The organism is Oceanobacillus arenosus, from assembly GCF_003369575.1.
GTDB lineage: Bacteria > Bacillota > Bacilli > Bacillales > Amphibacillaceae > Oceanobacillus > Oceanobacillus arenosus.
This window is the reverse complement of the sequence record NZ_PIOC01000014.1, coordinates 1-16,804: the sequence shown is the minus strand read 5'-3', so window position 1 is coordinate 16,804 and position 16,804 is coordinate 1. Positions and strand designations below refer to the sequence as shown.

Below are 16,804 nucleotides of genomic sequence, written 5' to 3'. Positions count from 1 at the left end.
ACATGGAAAAAATGAGGCTTGAATCTAAAGTTTATTCCGTTTTAAAGGATAAAATACAATTAATAAAATCGAATGATCGTGCAATATACTTGGTGGGGCCAATTAAGCTCCCCGTTAATTTATATGGTGAGACAGTCGAATTCAAATGGTATTGCTGGTTGAATTATGATGAGGTAACAGAGGATTATGAGAAGATCATCGAAAAGCTATCGTCATCTAACCTTGCTGAATATCAGCAGTCCAGTGTTCTTGTTTATGGTGACTTTGAAAACAATTCAGATGCATTGATCCGAATGCATTCAATCTGCCATACAGGAGATATATTCGGCAGCAAACGATGTGATTGTGGTTTCCAATTGAAACAATCGATGAAGAAAATCACGGAACATGGTACAGGAGCTTTGTTTTACTTAGCAAATCATGAAGGAAGAGGAATTGGCTTATTCTCAAAAGCAATGGCATATGTTTTACAAGAAAATGGCTATGATACAGTTGAAGCAAATGAGAGTCTTGGCTTTGTTAATGACTCTAGAAATTATGATGATGCGATTCAAGTATTAAAAAGCCTGCGCACAAAACCTGTAACGCTAATAACTAACAATCCGAATAAGCTAGAAGCATTAGAGAATTCGGGTATGTATGTTGCTGGTAGAGTACCATTATGGGGTGACGTTTCCGAATACAATGAAAAATATTTGCAAACGAAGATTAACAAGTCTGGTCATCTAGAGGCTGAAGGGAATTGCGCAAATGAGTAACCATGAATTCTATATGGATTTAGCACTTAATAACGCGCAAGCAATGAAAGGACAAACAGATCCGAACCCATTAGTAGGATCTGTTATTGTGAATGATAATCGGATTGTCGGTGTGGGTGCCCATATGAAAGCTGGAGAAGCCCATGCTGAAATTAATGCATTGCGGATGGCTGGTGACAAGGCGAAGGGTGGCACCATCTATGTCACACTAGAACCATGCTCCCACCACGGTAGGACAGGTCCTTGTGCAAATGCGATTGTCGAAGCAGGAATTAAAAAGGTTATCATCGCTACATTAGATCCAAACCCAATTGTTGCAGGGAATGGTGTAAAAATACTACAAGATGCAGGTCTTGAAGTTATCACTGGCATAAAAGAAGAAGAATCCATCAAAATGAATGAAGTGTTTAATAAATATATCATCCAGCAGAAACCATTCATTACGTTAAAATCAGGTATTACACTGGATGGAAAAGTTGCTTCCCATTCTTTTAATAGCAAATGGATTACATCGGAACAAGCAAGGCTTGATGTTCATCAGCTTCGAAGTGAAAACAAAGCAATATTGGTAGGAATAAACACGGTATTAAAGGATGACCCCGCATTAACCGCTCGAATTCCAAATGGCAGGAATCCGATTCGTGTTGTAATGGATTCTAAATTGAGAATCCCACTAGATGCCGGGTTAATTACCGATAATCAAGCAGAAACATGGATATTTACTAGCCAGAATCATGACAAAGAAAAACGAAGCAAACTGGAAGCATTAGGTATCTCCATCTTTGTAACGTCCGGTGTTGATTCGGTTAACCCAACAGATGTAGCAACTGGGTTAGGTGAAAAAGGTGTCTCGTCGGTTCTTATTGAGGGTGGAGGGAATATAAATGCAGCCTTTTTCGAAAATAAATTAATTAATAAAGTTGTTCTCTATATGGCACCAAAGCTTATTGGTGGAAGTGAATCCCCCTCTTTTCTTGAAGGAACTGGAATTGATAAGATGCAAGATGCAGTAGAATTAGCGGATATTACGATTTCGCCAATTGGACCAGACTTTAAGTTTACAGGCTATCCAATATACAAGGATGATAGTAAATGAGATTCGGCTTTGATATCGATGATACATTAATCAATCTAAGAGAACATGCCTTTCATATATACAATAAAAAGTTAAATAAAAATATCAAAATCGGTGTTTTTCATGCGATTGAAAGGGTCGAAATCCACGAACCTTTTGGTTTGACCGATGAACAGGGTAAGTCGATGTGGAACCTTTCTCTCGAAGAAATCTATTATACAGACTGCCCCATTTTCCCAGGAGCGCTTGAAACATTACTAACCCTTGCTGAACGTGGTAATGAAATATACTATATTACAGCTCGACCAAATGAACATGGTGAGCGAACCAAACAGTGGTTAACAGAACAAGGTTTCCCTGTTCATCATGATCGTTTTTTCTATGGGATGCAGGATCATGAAAAGGTCGATATCATCCGTGATTTGCAGCTTGACTATTACGTGGATGATAAGCCCACTATACTCCACACACTCAAGGGTAATAAGACAAAATTATACTTAAAGGATCAATCCTACAATCGTCATCACGATGATTTCCCACGAATAATTAACTGGACCGATCGTCTATTTTAGCAGAGAAGATAGTATCACACTATTTTCTCTGCCTCTTTTTTCTAATGGCTACTTTCTAACAAATTTCTTCATTTTCGGGTCATGAAGCTTTGATGAGTAGTTGATATAAAGTGCGGACTAGTGATAATTATGATTTCAGAACTTGCCAGCAGTTACTATTCGTACACGAGTCTCCAGTATTTTGCTACAATCGGCGTGGATAGTTAGTGGTTTTGTCATTCTTTTTCGCTAGATTCTGCACTATCCCCAGCGGAAGAAATACACGGAGACTCCTGCGGGAAGAAGAGCCTAGGCGAGACTTCGCAGTGCGTCAGCACAAGAATGCTCGCCAGCTCCCCGCGGAAAGCGTAGTGTATTTCTGGAGCGGTGGAACAGGAGGCAAAATATCATCCTAAACTAGTCCGAAGTTTATACAAATAGCGACATATAATCCATTCTACTTCATCTATTCCTCGCATTTCCACTCTCTATTTTACGTTCATTTAAGAAATCCACATTCAGCAATATATTGCATATTTAACTTTGCACACTTTTGCTGTATACTGTTTGTATAGATAGAAATTTCGTAAGGGGGAATTCGATGCCTATACCAACTGACCATGCAAAACCTGTCCGGCAATCCGCTAAAGAAAATGCATTTAAACAGCTACAACAATGGATTATTGATGGAACACTGCTACCGGGTGAAAAATTGAATGATACGGATCTTGCGCAAGCACTAAGCGTTAGTCGAACACCGATTCGCGAATCATTACAGCTCCTAGAAGTTCAAGGCTTTGTAAAAATGTACCCCGGAAAAGCGACACAGGTAACGGAAATAGATAGGGAAGCAATCAAAGATCTTCTCCCCCCTCTAGCATCCTTACAAGCCCTTTCAGCCGAATTAGCTATTTCCCATATATCCGATGAAACAATCAAGTTGCTCGAGAGCACAAATGAGCGATTTGCGAGTGCAATCCACTCTAAAAACTTCTATGCAGCTTTAAAATTTGATGAAGATTTCCATCATATTATTGTTTTCACTGCAAATAACCCATATATCACAAAAGTTATCGAATCACTCCAGGCGCATGTTAGACGATTGTTTTATCATAATTCCATTACACTTACCGAACAATCGATTGATGACCATACAAAGATAATTTCACTGTTAAAGCAAGGTGATAAGGAAAATATTGCATTAATAATGAAGGAAAACTGGTTACGAACGATTGGGGCATTTGAAGAAGAAGGAAAAAGTTAAGACTGCCAAGAACAAAAGCTTAAAGCTAGTTTGAGCTGTGTACGGACTGCGCCTCACGGACGTGAGGTGATTCGACGTTGCCACAGGACGTGGCGAGCTTAGCCGTACTTCTCCTTGCCTTTTGAGATAAAGGAAACATGCCCCTTCACTTTAGGGGTATGCCGACGTTGGCGAATGCCCGATTTTAGTCGGCCTTCCTTAATCCTAGCGAATCGATGTTGACTTGTCGTACGGAGGTGAGGGTAGTCTCGCTACAGCTTTAGCGCTGGAGCTGGACGTGGCCGTTCTCGGTAATTAAGTTATCCACAGCGTCCAATTTTATAGTTTCCTAAGCTAGAACATATATAAAAAGTCCGGTTCCTAATGAAGGAGCCGGATTTTTTATATGCTTATGCTTCTTGTGTTGCGGTTGATTTTTGGGTACGAGCGATAATTCCTGTTACAGCGATGACGGCAAGAGCCGGCAGTAGCCATCCAAGTCCCTGCTTATACAATGGCAGGTATGTTTCATAAAGATCAATAATAGGACTCAGCCAGTTAAAATAGCCGATTTCAAGTGAATTACATAATGCTTTCAATCCATCAATAATACTAACGAAAAATGTGACAATCGTTGTTGCAACATAAACAAAACGCTTATGCTGGAACAACGGTGACAAGAACGTTAGAATCATCAGCACAATTGCTAATGGATACAAGAACATTAGCACTGGAAGTGAATAGGTAATGATATTCGTCAATCCAAAGTTAGCAACAACAAATGAGAAAGCAGAAAAGAAAATAACAAATGCTTTATAGCTTACTTTAGGGATTAATGTTTGGAAGTACTCTGCATTCGCAGTGATTAATCCAATTGCAGTTGTTAAACATGCAAGGATAATAACAATTGATAGTAAAATCAATCCTATCGTTCCGAAATAGTAGCCAGCAGCCCCACTAAGAACGGGTCCACCATTATCAAAGAACCCTAAAATACTCGTGCTTGTCGCTCCTAAATACCCGATTCCTACATAAATAAGTGCTAATAATGAAATTGCAATAATACCCGATTTCGAAGTTGCACGTAGTATACCTGATCTAGATGTAATCCCCATTGATTTTACAATATTGATAACAATAATACCGAATACTAGCGATGCAATTGCATCCATCGTGTTGTATCCTTCAAGGAATCCTTGTCCAAATGCCCCACTTGTATATGTTTCTAATGGTGGCTGGATCGCCCCCATTGGATTAACCAAAGCTGTAATCAAAAGAAAAACAAGTAATACTACAAGTGAAGGTGCTAATAATTTCCCTACATTATCTACAATCTTTGCTGGGTACATAGAGAATAGTGCTGTAATCAAAAAGAAAAGGAAACTGAATATTATTAATGCGCCACCTTGAAATCCTTCGCTAACAAAGGTTGAAATACCTATATCATATGCAACTGTTGCAGTTCTTGGTGTTGCAAAAAATGATCCAATCGTTAAATAAAGCAATGACGTGAAGAGAACACCAAAAATCGGATGAACTCTACTTGCAAGTTCTTGTAAGTTGTTACTGCCTGAAAAGCCCATCGCCAAGATTCCAAGTAATGGAAGTCCTACTCCAGTAATTAGAAATCCGATGATTGCTGGCAAAAGATTTGTTCCAGCATTCTGTCCCAACTGTGCAGGGAAGATTAAATTTCCTGCTCCAAAAAATAAGGCAAATAGCATAAATCCAATTGCTAAATATGCACCAAATGTTATCTCCTTGTCTTTCATATTATGTTCCCCCTAGTTGGTATCGTTCTACGACATATTTTTTACTCTATTCAGATAATTTAGACCAAACATGTGTGATATTTGTTATCATACTACCTTTTTCAGCATAATGCAATATATCGCAACAAATTTCCAAACAATTTACTTGCTTAATGTAAAGTAATCGCTTTCTATAATAAACCATTAGTAATGCAATCAATTTACAACTTTCGACCTTTTGACGCCAATTGCTTGTAATTGTATGATATATTTTTCATTACTGCATTCAGCCTCGTTAATCGATGAGCATGAATACGCTTATCGCCTCTTAGTTAACAAACAAAACAAACAAAAGCGGAAGCGCCGTTTGAGCTGTGTACGGACTGCCCCTCAAGGACGTGAGGTGGTTCGACGTTGCCACAGGACGTGGCGAACTTAGTCGAACTTCTCCTTGCCTTTGGAGATAAAGGAAACTCTTTGGGAGCGTAAGCGGTTGACTTAGATTACGGAGGTGAGGGAAGTCGCGCTAGGAGCACGGGCGCTGGAGCTGGACGTGGCTGTTCTCGGTAATTAAGTTTTCCACAGCGTCCAATTTTATAGTTTCCTAAGCTACCGAAAAAGACCACTCCCACTATTTCAATTCGGGAATGGTCTTGCCTAGAATCCTATACATATTTTACCGATTTTAAGAAGCTTAAAGACCCTGGCTACGCTTAATCTTCCAAATATCTGTTGCATATTCCTGTATCGTCTGATCACTCGAGAATTTACCGGAATAAGCAATATTCGTTACACTCATATTCAACCATGTTGTCCGATCGCGATATGCACGTTCTGCAAGCTCATGTGCTTCCAAATAAGGCTCAAAATCTTTCAGTACAAAGTAAGGATCATTATGATAGAGAATATTATAGTAAATGTCTTTAAACTCCATATCATGGATACCAAATTCGCCTTGATTTAGTTGGTCCAATATTCTTCTAATCCGGTCATCTGTGTTATAAATATCTTGGGCATTATATCCACCATTTTGATAATAATCCAATACTTGATCCGATGTTAATCCAAAGATAAACATATTTTGATTTCCGACTAAGTCATTGATTTCGATGTTTGCACCATCAAGTGTACCAAGGGTCAATGCACCGTTCATCATCATCTTCATATTTCCCGTACCAGAAGCCTCTTTACTAGCAGTTGAGATTTGTTCACTAATATCTGCTGCTGGAATAATCTTTTCTGCAAGACTAACATTATAATTTTCCAGAAAAATAACTTTTAATTTCCCTTGAATATCTTTGTCATAATTCACGATGGAAGCAACCGTATTAATGAGTTTAATTACTTCCTTTGCCATATGATAACTTGGCGCAGCTTTCGCACCGAATATAAACGTTCTTGGAGTTAAATCCTGATTCGGGTTCTCCTTTAACTCGTTATACAAATAAATTACATGAAATATATTGAGTAGCTGGCGTTTGTATTCATGGAGTCGTTTAATTTGGACATCGAAAATCGACTGATTATCAATTAAAATTCCTGTCTGCTGATAAATATAATTCGCAAGTGCATTCTTATTCTCATGCTTCACTTGATCAAATTTCTCTAGTAATCCTTTATCATTAGAATACTTTAACAAGCTGATTAACTGTTTTGGTCGTTTAATCCATTGTGGACCAATGACATCGGTAATTAAATTTGCTAGCTCGGGATTTGCTTGGAGCAACCAACGACGGTGGGTAATACCATTTGTCTTATTATTGAAGCGCTCAGGAAAAAGTGTATAGAAAGTCTTCATTTCCTGCTTCTTGAGAATTTCTGTATGAATGCGTGCAACCCCGTTTATGCTAAAACTGCCAACAATAGCAAGTCTAGCCATATGTACACGATCATCAGCGATAATGGCAATCTCATGAATTCTATCCTGTAATTCTTCATGATTCAGCCAAACATCTTTACAGAACCGCTCATTAATTTCATTGATTATCATGTAAATACGAGGCAATAAATTTTGAATCATGTCTTTTGGCCATGTCTCCAATGCCTCGCTCAAGGTTGTGTGATTTGTATAGGCGAATACACTTGTTGTAACCTCCCATGCTGCATCCCAGCTAAACCGCTCCTCATCCATTAAAATCCGCATCAATTCTGGAATTGCCAGACTTGGATGGGTATCATTAATTTGAACTACCACCTTTTCAGGCAAGTGACTCAATGATTTTCGATTATTTTTCTTATAGTATTTAATGATATTCTGGATACTTGAAGAAACGAGAAAGTATTGCTGTTTTAAGCGTAATTCCCTTCCCTCTAGACTAGAGTCATCAGGATATAGGTATCCGGAAATTTGCTCTATTGAATGCTGATGATCAAGGTCACGATAAAATTCCTTATGCTCGCCAATCAACTTCCCATTATCTTGGAAAACAGCTTCTGCGCTCCATAACCGTAATGTATTTACGACCTCATTTTCATATCCAAGGATAGGAATATCATATGGGACAGCCATTACATTATCTGTATTCTCATATTTAAATTCTAATGTACCATCATTCCGTTTGAACATATGTACATCACCATGAAACTGAATAACAACCGCTTCTTCCTCATTTCTCGTTTCCCATGGATATGGATCCTTCAACCAATAATCTGGCAGCTCTACTTGATTTCCATGGATAATACGCTGTTCAAATAGTCCGTAACGATAGCGAATTCCGTATCCATGACCAGGATAGTTTAACGATGCAAGCGAATCTAAGAAACAAGCTGCTAAACGGCCCAAACCACCGTTTCCTAAACCAGCATCATGCTCCACTGCATAAATTTCCGCAGGGTTGAATCCTAAATCTACCAACACCTCATTGGCAACAGCAAACATTCCGTTATTTAGAAGATTGCTTTCAAGTAATCTTCCAATTAGGAATTCCATCGACAAATAATATACTTGTTTATTATTCTCCCTTTTATATTTCTCTTCTGTCTGAAACCATTGTGGCTTTATTTTCTCATTGACAACAGACGTTAGGGCATAATAAACATCCTTACCGGTAGCGTCAGATACTTCAATCCCTCTATCGATCATTAGCTTGTGTATTATTTGTTCCTTTAGATCGCTTGCCGTTAACTGTACCAAAGAAATCATCTCTCCTATCGATAGATTGGTGTAGGGACTAATTGTTCATACAGATTACTATATTCATGAGCTGAATCCTTCCAACTGAACTGGCTCTTATTCACATTGCGCAGTAACTGCTGCCACTCTGTTTGATAATGATAAATTGCTAAAGAGTAACGTAATACACGTAATAATTCATGTGCATTATAGTTTGCAAAACTAAATCCATTTCCTTCACCAGTCAGCTCGTTATATGGGATGACCGTATCCTTTAGACCACCTGTTTCCCGAACAATCGGTACGGTTTTATACTGTAAGGCAATAAGTTGCGCTAAACCACATGGTTCAAATTTGGACGGCATCACGAAGAAATCTGCGCTCGCATATAATTGTCTTGCTAGCCCCTCATCAAATGTGATCAGGGCCGCCACTTTATCCGGATAGCGATAGGCTAGATTCGAGAAATAATGTTCAAACTCAGGCTCACCTGTACCTAGTAAAATGAACTGAACATCCTCTTGAATAAACTCTTCTAATATCGTTTGCACAAGATGTAGACCTTTTTGTTCTACAAGTCTTGTTACAATGATGTATAGTGGCATATTGCCTTCGATTGGTAGCCCAAGCTTCTCTTGAAGGACAATACGATTTTCAATTTTCTTCGACCTGGCAGAGCGATAATTCACACTAAGATTCGGGTCTGTTAATGGATTATATTCCCTCGTATCAATTCCGTTAAGAATCCCTATTAAATCCTGCTCACGTTCGAGCAGCATCGGTTCTAATCCTTCCCCATAGTACGGATATTTTATTTCCTCCGCATATGTCGGGCTTACCGTTGTTATTTTATCTGCATGGAACAAAGCGCTTTTTAAGCAATTCAACATTCCGTCCCATTCCATACCACCGATATGCTCTCGTTCCAGATTGAAAAAGTTCGCAAAGGTATCAATTGGCATGATACCTTGATATTTAATATTATGGATTGTGAAAACAGTTTTCATACCTTCAATAGGCTTAAGAATATTCGCAAGCGCAACCGCCATGCCTGCTTGCCAATCATGTGCATGGAGAATATCTGGTTCGAAATCAAGATATGCTAACGCATCAATCACCGCTTGGCTAAAGAAAACAAACCGCTCCCCATCATCATAATAACCATAGATACCCTTCCGCGTGAAATAATAGTCATTGGCAATAAAATAATAGATTATCTGATCATGTGTTATCGTATAGATGCTTACTTCCTGGATACGCCAACCTAGCTTAACATCGAAGGAGGTGAGATATTCCATTTTGTCTTTCCAATCGTCTGCTATTTCATCGTAAAGTGGCAAAATGACACGTGGTTCTATTTGTTCATTCTGTTTCAGCGCCTGTGGCAGAGAGCCGATAACATCTGCAAGTCCCCCTGTTTTGATAAAAGGTACACATTCTGATGCTACAAATAATACGTTTTCCATTTAATATCTCCCCTTTCTTCGGATTAACGATTAAACCGTTTGTCTTTTCGCAACAACATATGGCTTATCCTTCGAGCCAATAATCCGTTGCCCTTCTGTCACATGAACATCCTTATCCAAAATCACATTTTCCAAATATACCCCTTCATCAATCGTACAACGCTGCATGATGATGGAATTTTTAATCGTCGTCCCCTTTTTCACAGAAACTCCTCTAAATAAAACACTGTCTTCTACCTCCCCAGCAACGATACATCCATTTGCTAGAATTGAATTTTTGACAACCGAATCTTTGCGATATTTTACTGGAGGACTTGTTGAAATCTTCGTGCGTACGAATGTTGGCTGATAAAATAACTCTCGATAGTTTTCCTCTGCCAATAGTTTCATATTCTGGCGATAATAGCTTTCAATCGTGTTCACAAACGCACTATATCCACGATGGCGATAGGTTTGTATTTTTAAATCTGCCAGTCGGTCTTTAATTCCATGAACAAAGAAGTGATTATTATTATATGCAATACAATCATCCACAATATCCATCAGCAGATCCTTGTTAATAATATAAACTCCTGTAAATAGAGTAGGATTCTTGCGATCATTTGTGATATTTTGCACCCAACCAATATCATCCGCTTCAATCCGGAAATACGAATTATGTTCCGGCTGTAAGTCTTCAACTTTTGTTGAGATTAGTGTCACATCTGCCTTACGATCAAGATGGAATTTGAAGGCATCATGATAATCGGTATTAGAGATGAACTGACTACCGCTAATTAATACATAGGAGGATTTACCACGACGAAAATAGTCGCGATTATTATGAAAGAATTGCAGGTCCCCTCTCGACAAATCCGTTGGGTCATTCCAATCAGGTGGGAGGATGTATAATCCACCATTTCTTCGATCTAAATTCCAGTTTTCACCTGTTCCAAGATGATCAAGCAAGGAGCGGAATTTTGAACGTGCAAAGATTGCAACCTCCTGTATACCGGAATTGACCATGTTCGAAAGTGCAAAATCAATCATGCGGTATCTTCCTGCAAACGGGATGGAGGAACCGTTGCGAAAATATGTTAACTCATTAAAAATATGATGCTCGTGTTCCAAGTTAATTAAACCCATCATTGTATCCATTAAATTTCCTCCCCTGATAACGTCAGCATGCCTGATAAAATTTCTTGATTGATTACGAGAGGTTCTTCATTTTCACTGATTCGGATACTTGTGCCCTCAGGTATTTCCGTATTTTCCATGACAATTACACGTTCTAATGTTACGTTCTTCCCAATTTTTACTCCAGGATGCAGGATAGATTGATTAATCATACTCCCACGCTCCACGACTACATTTTTGAATATCACTGAGCTTTCAATCGTCCCGTAAATAAAACATCCAGAATTAACAAGCGAATGATGAACTACTCCGCCTTTTCCTATATATTGTGGTGGGAAATTAGAATCATTTGTATACATCTTCCAGTTCTTATTATTTAATGCCTGTCCCCAATCTTCATCCAACAGATCCATATTGGCTTCCCAATAGCTTTGGATCGTCCCTACATCCTTCCAATACCCATCGAATTGATATGCATAGAGACGAAGGTCATTGTCTAACATCGCAGGAATAATATCCTTTCCAAAATCATGACTAGAGGATTTCTTCTGTGCGTCTTTTATTAAATACGCCTTTAAAGTTTCCCATGTAAAGATATAGATCCCCATCGATGCTAGATTACTTTTCGGATTTGCAGGCTTTTCATCAAATTCATAGATACGCAAGCTTTCCGTTGTATTCAGAATGCCAAATCGCGATGCTTCCTCCCAAGGAACTTCGATTACAGATATCGTTGCATCCGCCTTAGTAGCTTTATGCTGTGCAAGCAGCTTTTGATAATCCATTTGGTAGATGTGATCCCCAGAAATAACGAGGACATATTCTGGATTATATTGATTGATGAAATGGATATTCTGATAAATTGCATCCGCAGTTCCAGAATACCAGTCCCCACCATTCTTGGCAGTATACGGTGAAAGTACAGACACACCGCCAGCGCCGCTATCCATATCCCATGGCTTCCCATCACCAATATGACGATTCAGTTCGAGTGGAGAATATTGCGTTAATACCCCTAACGTTTGAATGTCAGAATTCGTGCAATTACTCAATGTAAAATCGATAATCCGATATTTTCCACCAAATGGCACAGCAGGTTTTGCAATATTACGAGTTAATGCACCTAATCTTTTTCCTTCTCCTCCAGCTAATAACATCCCTATAATTTCTTCCAATCTATATCCTCCTCCAAAATTGAATTGTCTTGATGAAAAACAGCAATAGCAAGTGGTGGTACTTTAATCTTGATGTGTTGTGGCAATCCATGCCATTTCTCTGGAAAGCTGAAATGGTCTGCGTCACTAGTCACCCCTGATCCACCGAATGCAGCACGGTCAGAGTTAAAGATCTCCTTATATTTCCCTGGAACTGGAACACCAACTTTATAGTCATAATAAGTTACAGGTGTAAAATTACATATGATGATAAGATCATCGTCTGTTTGTTCGCCTTTTCTCCTAAATGCAACGATACTTTGATCAATATTATGCGGATCAACCCATTCGAAACCTCTATGGTCATGATCAAACTCGAATAATTGCGGATGATCCTGATAGAACTGATTTAAGGCTCCTACATACGTATAGATTCCGTGATGTAATGGATAGTTTAATAGATGCCAGTCTAATTGTTCTTTATCCTTCCATTCTGCATATTGGCCGAGTTCACCCCCCATAAATAATAGCTTTTTACCCGGGTGCGCCATCATATATCCATACAGTAATCGTAAATTGGCAAACTGTTGCCACTGGTCACCAGGCATCTTATCCAATAAGGATTTCTTCCCATGAACTACCTCATCATGTGATAATGGTAATAGGAAGTTTTCTGAATGAGTATACATAAAAGAGAATGTAAGTAAGTTGTGATGCCACTTACGGTGGACCGGTTCTTTCTTCATGTATTTCAACATGTCATTCATCCAACCCATATTCCACTTAAAGTTAAAACCAAGGCCGCCTGAATAAGTCGGGGCAGTCACAAGAGGGAGATCAGAACTATCTTCAGCCATCATCAACGTGCTTGGTTTAAAAGAAAAGACAACTTCATTTAATTTACGAATAAAAGCATATGCTTCAAGATTCTCTTCTCCACCAAATGTGTTATAGATTTTCTCCTCACCATCTGGACGATCAAAGTTCAAATGCAACATACTTGCAACAGCATCGACCCTGATGCCATCAATTCGGTATTCTTCAAGCCAAAAAAGTGCGTTGGATATTAAGAAGCTCTGTACTTCAGGGCGCCCAAAGTCAAAGGTTAATGTTCCCCATGCCTTTTTCTCAGCCTTCTTAGGATCGGCATATTCATACAGCGGCCGCCCATCAAACCTTCTCAGTGCAAAATCATCTTTACAAAAGTGCCCCGGAACCCAGTCCATAATGACACCGATATGTTGTTGATGACATTGATCAACGAAATACTTAAACTCATCTGGCGTCCCATATCGGGATGTAACGGAAAAGTAACCCGTCGTTTGATAGCCCCATGATAGATCAAAAGGATGTTCTGAAAGTGGCAGCAGTTCGATATGGGTAAATCCAAGTGACTTCACATATGGAATCAATTCATCTGCAAGTTCCCGGTACGTAAAATATTCTCCCAATTCTTTCGTCTTCCACGAGCCTAAGTGTACTTCGTAAATAGAGATCGGTGATTGATGTGGGTTGTACACTTTCCTGTCAACTTGCCATTGCTCATCTTGCCATTCATACGTAGAATTGGCGGTTGCTAATGATGCCGTTGCTGGACGCAACTCCGATTCGGTAGCGTAAGGATCTGCCTTTAGTGGTAGCTGTTCATTAGAAGAAATTATTTTATATTTATACGCAGAACCTGCTGGGATATCTTTGAAAAATCCTACCCATAGACCCTCATTCGTAATTCTCTCTAGGCTGTGCTGATCCCCATCCCAGTGATTAAAATCTCCAACAACAAGCACACGGTCTGCATTGGGTGCCCAAACAGCAAATCGAAAGCCCTGGGCACCATCCCATTCAATTTGGTGGCAACCTAATATTTTGTGACTACGATAATTTGTACCTTGATGAAATAGATAAATATCTTGCTCTGAAATGTTGTAGTACAATATGCTCCCCCTCATATGAACGCGGCTGCATTTAATGAATATAATGCAAAATGTCAATTTTATAATTATTATTAATTATAGTTTGATTTATTTACTACATCAACCCACTTGTCAGAAGATTCGTTCGACAGAAACTTTGTTATCAATAGGGATATTGTCGGTTTTTAGCGAATCCTATCATTATCTATTAAATTATGTTTACAAACGCCCGCAAATGGTTATTCTTTGTTAATGGATACTTAAATTTAATTCCTTTTCTGGAATAGGAAACATATAATAAACTGGTAAGTTTGATAAAGGAGTTGCTTCCGTGAATACCACTATTGCTTGGATTGATGATGTCCGGAAACTGACCGTCATCTTTAACGATCGTTCTTCAAAGCCAGATTTCAATGTGGAGCCGATAATTTATTGGGAAAATAAGGAGAAGTATTTTCAAACCTATATTGAAAACCAAATAAATGAAACAACGATCATAATCCACTTCTACGAGGACCTTCCGATCGGAGAGCCGCTCATCCTCCAGTGGGGAGAGCAGAATATCCCTGTATTTGCTGGTGCAATCGTACGTACAAGATGGTTTGATAATCAATATTCCGCTGTTGACGCAGTGCTTGGTGCACAGTGTAAGGAATCAGCAACAAGTTTCTCGGTCTGGGCTCCTACCGCCATCCAGGTAAATGTTATATTAGGGGAGCAATCTTTTTCATTAAAACGTCATGATCGTGGCGTATGGAATGCAACGATTTCCGGTAACTGGCATGGTGCTACCTATGAATATGCGGTGAATGTAAATGGAAAGACGATTCTCGTTAATGATCCCTATGCAAAAGCAATCCTACCGAATAGTGAAAAAGGGGTCATCGTCGATTTTTCCAAACTTAAGCAAGTCGACGAGAGCAATCCATTTAGACCAAAACATGCTAACCTACAAGATGCGATTATTTATGAATTACATGTTCGGGATGCAACGATACATCCAACAAGTAACGTAACAAATAATGGGAAGTTTCTAGGTTTGGCTGAAATCGGGACAGCAACACAGGATGGCTACTCAACAGCCCTATCCTATATTAAGGAATTAGGATGTACCCATGTCCAATTGCTGCCGGTTAATGATTATGCGCGTGTCGATGAGCTTAATCCAACGCTAGATTATAATTGGGGATATGACCCACTCTATTTTCAAGTACCAGAGGGTAGTTATTCCGTTGTTCCGGAAAATCCCTTTGCAAGAATTAATGAATGCAAGGCAATGATTGGTGCCTTCCACCGTGAGGGGATTTCTGTCATTCTTGATGTTGTCTTTAACCATGTCTTTGTTATGGAAGAGTCTCCGTTTGAAAAAATCGTTCCTGGATATTACTTCCGCTATCACGAAAACGGAATTCTTAGCAATGGAACAGGTGTCGGCAATGATATCGCAACAGAGCGTGGAATGGCACGTGCGTTCATCCTGGATTCCATTGACTTCTGGCTGAGGGAATACCGCGTAGATGGGTTTCGCTTTGACTTAATGGGTGCAATCGATATCGAAACGATGCGGCAAATCGAGGAACGTTGTAAGGAAGAACCCTTACCAATCATGCTTTTAGGTGAAGGATGGGAGCTTTCAACCGCACTTGAATCGGATAGGAAAGCAACGAGCAGAAATTCTGCCCAACTTAAGGGCACACGCTTTTTCAATGACTTCTTTCGCGATTCTTTAAAAGGTAACCTATTCCAAACAGGTGATACAGGATATGTTAATGGGAAAGGGCGATTTATCGAAAGACTGCCTGCCCTTGTTTCTGGATCAACCTTCGTATCTGAGGTAACACAAACGGTCAATTATGTGGAATGTCATGATAATCATACATTATGGGATCGACTAGCGATAACCAATAAAGATACAAGTGAAATGGATCGAAAGAAGATGCATCAACTCGCTACAGGTATTACATTATTAAGCCAAGGTGTACCATTTATTCACGCAGGGCAAGAATGGTTTAGAAGTAAATTTGGGATAGAAAATAGTTATATTTCTGGCGATTCAATTAATCAACTCGATTGGCAGAAGCGCTCATTAGAAAATGATTCGGTTGAATTCGTCAAATCCCTGATTGCCTTAAGGAAAAAATACAATGTCTTTCGGATGACTTCTAAAGAGGAAATAAACAGGAGACTCTATATTTTAGAAACACCAAGTCCTGTTTTCGGTTTCACCTTGCTTGGTGATGATGAGGATTTCTCTATCTATGTTAATCCGTCAAGAGTACAACAGCCACTCCAATTACCGTCACCTGGAAACTGGAAGGTCTCAATTACAAATGACTTTCAAAAGAGTAACAAAGAGCGTACAGTAATCGGTGAATATACGTTCATCGAACCACTTGAATTAATCGTTTTGCAAAAGTCAAGGAAAGGAACGTGGAGTGAACATTCGAATTCTTTTGTGAATATTGGTGGATCACAGGTAGAGTAGAGTTGATAGTTTGTTTCTCCTTGATTAAGTGGGGGTCTTACAGCCAAGGTACCGACCCCCGAAAGTTAGAGTAGAAAATCTAACTTTTGGGGGTGTTTTTATGGCCAAATATAGTGAAGAATTTAAAATGAAGATTGTCACTGAGTATTTACAGGGGAATTTTGGATATGTATCATTGGC

At 39.2% G+C, this 16,804-nt stretch carries 11 protein-coding genes; 5 read left to right on the top strand and 6 right to left on the bottom strand.

Annotation, left to right across the window (positions count from 1 at the left end; translation table 11 throughout):
- Positions 1-2: 2 nt before the first annotated feature.
- The 4 genes from CWR48_RS08180 (at position 3) to CWR48_RS08165 (ending at position 3,648) form a co-directional block, all read left to right on the top strand.
- Entirely contained in the window at positions 3-758 is a 756-nt protein-coding gene (locus CWR48_RS08180) for a GTP cyclohydrolase II (RefSeq protein WP_115772746.1), read from the top strand.
- Positions 751-1,854: a bifunctional diaminohydroxyphosphoribosylaminopyrimidine deaminase/5-amino-6-(5-phosphoribosylamino)uracil reductase RibD gene (ribD, locus tag CWR48_RS08175; RefSeq protein WP_115772745.1), complete on the top strand. Its 1,104-nt coding sequence runs from the start codon at positions 751-753 to the stop codon at positions 1,852-1,854. Before CWR48_RS08180 ends, ribD begins: the two co-directional genes overlap by 8 nt.
- The gene (locus CWR48_RS08170) at positions 1,851-2,405 is read left to right on the top strand and encodes a 5' nucleotidase, NT5C type (protein WP_115772744.1); all 555 of its coding nucleotides are present in this window, start codon (positions 1,851-1,853) and stop codon (positions 2,403-2,405) included. Before ribD ends, CWR48_RS08170 begins: the two co-directional genes overlap by 4 nt.
- A 580-nt stretch (positions 2,406-2,985) precedes the next feature.
- Entirely contained in the window at positions 2,986-3,648 is a 663-nt protein-coding gene (locus CWR48_RS08165) for a GntR family transcriptional regulator (protein WP_115772743.1), read from the top strand.
- 389 nt (positions 3,649-4,037) lie between these two features.
- On the opposite strand, the gene brnQ is transcribed toward CWR48_RS08165, so the two are convergent.
- From brnQ to glgB, 6 genes are all read right to left on the bottom strand, one after another.
- Complete coding sequence (gene brnQ, locus CWR48_RS08160) at positions 4,038-5,399, bottom strand: branched-chain amino acid transport system II carrier protein (RefSeq protein WP_115772742.1); 1,362 nt, start codon at positions 5,397-5,399, stop codon at positions 4,038-4,040.
- A 673-nt stretch (positions 5,400-6,072) separates the two neighbouring features.
- A complete protein-coding gene (locus CWR48_RS08155; protein WP_281270260.1) occupies positions 6,073-8,511 on the bottom strand; it encodes a glycogen/starch/alpha-glucan phosphorylase in 2,439 nt (812 codons plus the stop codon).
- A gap of 14 nt (positions 8,512-8,525) precedes the next feature.
- On the bottom strand, positions 8,526-9,956 hold the full coding sequence (gene glgA, locus CWR48_RS08150; RefSeq protein ID WP_115772740.1) for a glycogen synthase GlgA: 1,431 nt from the start codon (positions 9,954-9,956) through the stop codon (positions 8,526-8,528).
- 30 nt (positions 9,957-9,986) lie between these two features.
- The gene (glgD, locus tag CWR48_RS08145) at positions 9,987-11,093 is read right to left on the bottom strand and encodes a glucose-1-phosphate adenylyltransferase subunit GlgD (RefSeq protein WP_115772739.1); all 1,107 of its coding nucleotides are present in this window, start codon (positions 11,091-11,093) and stop codon (positions 9,987-9,989) included.
- Positions 11,093-12,247, bottom strand: coding sequence for a glucose-1-phosphate adenylyltransferase (locus CWR48_RS08140; protein WP_281270259.1), 1,155 nt, complete (start codon positions 12,245-12,247; stop codon positions 11,093-11,095). The genes glgD and CWR48_RS08140 overlap by 1 nt, the downstream gene beginning before the upstream one ends.
- Positions 12,232-14,160, bottom strand: a complete 1,929-nt coding sequence (gene glgB, locus CWR48_RS08135; RefSeq protein WP_342772442.1) for a 1,4-alpha-glucan branching protein GlgB — start codon at positions 14,158-14,160, stop codon at positions 12,232-12,234. Before glgB ends, CWR48_RS08140 begins: the two co-directional genes overlap by 16 nt.
- A 310-nt stretch (positions 14,161-14,470) precedes the next feature.
- On the opposite strand from glgB, the gene pulA reads away from it, so the two are divergent.
- Positions 14,471-16,624 (top strand): type I pullulanase, encoded by a 2,154-nt coding sequence (gene pulA, locus CWR48_RS08130; RefSeq protein WP_115772737.1) that lies wholly within the window; start codon positions 14,471-14,473, stop codon positions 16,622-16,624.
- Positions 16,625-16,804 lie beyond the last annotated feature (180 nt).

Bases quoted from the DNA above. Each gene is read 5' to 3' on its own strand.
- CWR48_RS08180 (WP_115772746.1), top strand. From the start codon at position 3: ATGGAAAAAATGAGGCTTGAATCTAAAGTTTATTCCGTTTTAAAGGAT.
- ribD (WP_115772745.1), top strand. From the start codon at position 751: ATGAGTAACCATGAATTCTATATGGATTTAGCACTTAATAACGCGCAA.
- CWR48_RS08170 (WP_115772744.1), top strand. From the start codon at position 1,851: ATGAGATTCGGCTTTGATATCGATGATACATTAATCAATCTAAGAGAA.
- CWR48_RS08165 (WP_115772743.1), top strand. From the start codon at position 2,986: ATGCCTATACCAACTGACCATGCAAAACCTGTCCGGCAATCCGCTAAA.
- brnQ (WP_115772742.1), bottom strand. From the start codon at position 5,399: ATGAAAGACAAGGAGATAACATTTGGTGCATATTTAGCAATTGGATTT.
- glgA (WP_115772740.1), bottom strand. From the start codon at position 9,956: ATGGAAAACGTATTATTTGTAGCATCAGAATGTGTACCTTTTATCAAA.
- glgD (WP_115772739.1), bottom strand. From the start codon at position 11,093: ATGGATACAATGATGGGTTTAATTAACTTGGAACACGAGCATCATATT.